The sequence below is a fragment of the Candidatus Nitrosarchaeum limnium BG20 genome (genome assembly GCF_000241145.1).
GTDB lineage: Archaea > Thermoproteota > Nitrososphaeria > Nitrososphaerales > Nitrosopumilaceae > Nitrosarchaeum > Nitrosarchaeum limnae.
On record NZ_AHJG01000166.1, the window covers coordinates 1 to 4781 of the forward strand.

The 4781-nt window shown below is 35.2% G+C and carries 2 protein-coding genes; both read right to left on the reverse strand.

Going from position 1 to position 4781, the window contains the following annotated elements; translation table 11 throughout:
- Nucleotides 1-3336: hypothetical protein (locus BG20_RS05000; RefSeq protein ID WP_048097078.1), on the reverse strand; the 3336-nt coding region annotated here is incomplete at its 3' end.
- A 378-nt stretch (nt 3337-3714) separates the two neighbouring features.
- Nucleotides 3715-4781 (reverse strand): LamG-like jellyroll fold domain-containing protein (locus tag BG20_RS05005; RefSeq protein ID WP_010191742.1); only part of this gene is annotated, 1067 nt, incomplete at its 5' end.

Consider the following 4781-nt stretch of genomic DNA (forward strand, 5'->3'; position numbering starts at 1 on the left):
TAGTGTTTCTGAAAGATTTCGAGTTTTACCTGTATTTGTTGATACTATATCAGATGCTGTTAATGTCTCAGATAATGTTCTTTTAAACACTGTTTTTGTGGAAATTTTATCAGATAGAGATAATGTTTCTGTGACAATTCTCTTTTTTGGTAAAAATTCTATTACCTGATATCCTACAGAAAATGAATCTGTTCCATCTCCTCTAGTTACTCTAACTGTATCTGCATCATCAAGTGTTAATGTTGCTTGTAATCGATCTATTGCACCACCTGTTGTTGAAGAGCTACTACCTGAACCACATCCAAATGGTGTACATACAGTACCAATAACAAATGATCTGGCTAGATTTACAGAATCTCCCAAAGTCAAATCAAATGTATTATTTGCAGTACCAGAAGACTGGGTATGCACTCCATGTCTAATGTTTGCATAATCTACTGGAAGTTGTACTAGGGTCCAGTTGATTGTAATTACTGTAGCTTCAGATGTGTTTCTTGTAAATACAAGATTACCAGAGCTATCAATTGTTGCTCTTATGTATGATGTATTTGGAACAAAAGGAGAAGTAGCCGACTCTTTTACAAAAGATACAAACAAGAGACTTCTTGATCTGTCAGCTGCAGTTCCAGTAAAGTCAGTACCTGCAGTAAGTGTTTTTGATGTAGTACTAGATGCAATTGTAGTTGTTCCTCTTTGGACTTTGACGTTTAGATTATTCCAGTCAAGTACACCAAGTATATTGTTTTGAGGACCAGTTGTGGGAGCTGTAATTACTTTCCATTCCCAATTAGTTGTACTAGTTAGTCTAACTCTGTCAAGCTCATATGTTCCAATTCCATTATCATTTTGATTATGAACATGTCCCTGATACCATTCCATTGTTTCAGCAATATCTACAGGTATACTAAGCGGAGTAGAAACTGTAGTGCTTCCTCCTGCACTTTGTGTGAAAGTAGATGTTTGGCCTTTAACAGTAGAGGCGCTACCAAATTCAATAATATTACATACGTAATCTACAGAATCAACAGATGCAGTTGATGCATAGATTCTGAGATTAGAAGCGCTGGTAATTTCCCATGCTCTAAATGTTTTACTGTGTCTGTCCTGTGAAACGTGACTAAATGTACACATTGCAAATGCTTTGGTTGCATCCTCAAGACTAGGAGTGATAGGCACATCTGTTGATGTCGTAGAAGAGCTTGTACCTGTCAATACTCTAACTTTTGGTCGCGTGTCAGGATCGTCACCTGGTTTTGTCTTGGCAGCATCTATCACATCAGATAATACAAGTGTCTCTGAAAGTGTTCGTGAAGTGTATTTTTTAGTACTAATAGAATCAGAGATGGATAAAGTCTCACTTAATGTAATTATAGATAGTGGTTTTTTTGTTGTGACAACATCAGAGATAGACATTGTCTCTGTAAGAGTTGTAGATTTTGCTCCAAAAATGGAATCTGAAGCACTTAGTGTCTCTGAAAGTGTTCTTGAAGCGGTTTTTTTAGTACTAATAGAATCAGAAATTTTCATTATTTCTTTGTTGAGTGGTTTTTTCAGTACAGTTGTTCCATGCAGTTGATTTGGATCTGTATTAAAGAAATCTGCATACAATAGTTCTTCGGTATTGCTGTTAATGCTTAGTCCTCTAAAGTTGCTTGTAGAATTTGTTAGTTGCTTTTCATTTTCCCAGCTTATAGATGAAATGGGTGAAGATTTGTAGTAAACATTAGTTGAAGTAGCTACAGTACCATAATTGTAGATTACATACAGTTTTCTTGCATCTTCATCAATACCTAATGATGTATCTACAAAGGCTCTACCAGTAGTAGTACCAATTACATCAGGTAAACTGGTATTCCAAGATGCACCATTATAGCTATACAGTTTAACTTTACTAGTAGTAACAGCGGCAACATTTGGAACTGCGGTGACATAAACATCACCTGTTACTTTATCAACTGTTCCTGAAACTGCATGATCATAAGCGGTATTATCAGCAACTCCCGTATCAATAGTAGTCCAAGTAGAATCCCAAGTATCAGATAAGCTGTTGTATACTTTAGAACGTAATACATCTGCACTTACATCTAGTGAGACTAGCAAAATATTGTTACTAGGCAAAGGTAACAATACGACAGAATCACTACCGTCATCGCTTCCCCATATGGATAATTTAACGCCGGCATTAACCCAAGTGGTACCACCATCAATACTTGCTCTGACACGTGCCATATTGGTAGAGGGATTTGCATTATCAACTGTTCCAACATAAAGCGTACCATTAGTACTAACAGTAATTGAAACATTACCTGAATCATCTAAAGTACCAAACGCATTTCCTGAACCATCTCCAATGTTAGTTAATGGTGTAATAATGGTGCTAGTTGTAGGATCAAATTTTATGTAATACATTGAGTCGCTTCCACCATCATATGCTGCAATGTGGATAAGTTTGGAAGTTCTACCAGGTGTATCAGATTCATACCATGCTGCCAATCCTAAAAAGAGGAGAGATGAAGATTCCAATTCGCCTCCATAATTCCAGCTAAGTCCACCATTAGTGGAATATCTGTAGGCAATATCTTGTTCCAAATCAATAAAAAATGTGTAAATGTGAGTTCCGTTAACTGCTACAGTTCTCTTGGCAGCATCTTGCCATCTGTCATCATTGGTAGTTACACTTGTATCAATTATAAAATGAGGGTCAACTGCGACAAACCAGTTTCTAGCTTCAGTAAAGGTTGGAATTCCTGACTGATCAATTTGCATTTTACCTAAAGTGTATAATTCAGGTGTCACAAGTGGGACAGAGTAAGAGTATCCAAATGTATCAACAAATCCATCTTGTGGTGTTTTTTTCCATGTCAGTACTTTTTGGTTTCCGATTGTTTCTATTACAGCATCAGTATTAAATACATTAAATGAAGATGGGACATATTCGTGAACTGTAAGCTCATTGTTACCTACAAATGATGTAATATCAATATCTACATCAAACTCATTTGGATCAGTAAATGGATCAATTTTACTATCAGTGTATCTTATGATATCATAATCATAATGATCAAGAACTGTGAAATATGTTGCAAAGTTTACAATTCCGTTTCCTGTCTCAGCTTGAATGTTAATTGTATAATTTCCTGCAATTGTTGTAGGATAATTTGCAAGATACAAACCACAAGAGCTTTGAATAACATTATCAGATGATAAAACAGTTAATGAAAAGTTTGGATCTGTAATTTGCATTGTAATGTTTGCAGGACAAACAGGAGCTCCTGTGCCATTTAGAACAACAATATCAAGTGCAGCAAGTTCTCCTGGTTTGTAAATACTCTTCATTGTATTGACGGTTACAAGACCCCATGCAAACTCACTTTCATTGGTAAATTGTTTTCCGTTAATAGTTAGAATTGTTTTGATTTTGTAAATTCCTGGTTTTGCATTTGTAGGATCAATCTTTATGTCAAATTTACCTTCTCTCTGTTTTTCAAATGTTACATTTAGATTTACTTTATTGTTGTGTGCATCATAGACTTCAGCTGTAATAGTTTCTTTATCTTTCCAGTTATTTTTTTGAATTTTATTCTCGTTTGTTATTTTTTCAAGTTTTGTAATTACAGAATTTAATTTTTCAATTTGCTTTTGTTTTTTGATATCTTTGACTCATCTTTTAGTTGTTCAATTAAGAGTTTTATTTTGTCTTTGATTGTATGTAAATCATCTTTTGATAGTTTCTCTCTTTGTTTGATTTGAGATATTTGATCTCGAAGTTCTTTGATTTTTTACCTTAATAGAGCTGCCATCGTCTTTAGCTCCATCGGCCTCTGGAATTGACAATAAAAATAGTCCCAAAAAGTCAGTTGGTGATGTTTGATCTAGTGATGTATTAGTGTCAGAATTGGCTAATTCTATGACTTTATCCAAGTCCTCAAATTCCTTGGCAAGGGCTTCTGATTCATTATAGAATTCGAGTAAGATTTGAGCATCTTCGGTAATAGAGTAAACCTCCTTTGTAGGTATCAAAATAGGTGTTGCATTTGGTACCACTAGACTTGTTAAGGTGGTGTTTTGTGCCTGGGAATAAGAGAATGTGAGTGTATCTGAGAGAGATAGTTGTTCCTGTAGAGAGTTTAGTGAGGATAAAATTGGTGGGTTTACAGTATTTTGTGCCTGGGAATAAGAGAATGTGAGTGTATCTGAGAGAGATAGTTGTTCCTGTAGAGATTGTGTGTTGTTTTGTACGTATAGACCAGCCTCACGCTCAATTTCTTTTAAAATTTCATCTATACTTTTTGTCTGGGTTAAACCATGCGTGGAAATACCTTGGGAGTATAATTGCTCTATTTGTAAGATTGAGAGAGGGGTATCAAATAAAAGAACATCATCTACCAGACCTGAGAATAAGTTGTTTGTTTGTGTAAAACTTCCTTTTGTTGAGATGTAGGCACCAACTACAATATCATTTTCTGATGAAATATGCTCAACATCAACTGATTCTAGTTTTCCAATCAAGGATAATGAAGGAATTTTTTCTAGTTGTTTTGTGCCTTCAAGGGATCCATTAACATAGATGCTGATTGTTTTGTTGCTAAATGATGCTGTAAGATGCGTCCATTCCTGTGGAATTTCTGATTTAGAGTCAACTTGAACCCATTTTATTCCATCAAAAATAGAGAATTTTGCTGTATGACTAGACGCATAGTTATTTACAGTTAACGAGAAGGATTTCTCTTTGCTAATAACTGTAAATTCCTTTGAACCGTGAGAATAGTCTGGTTTTACCC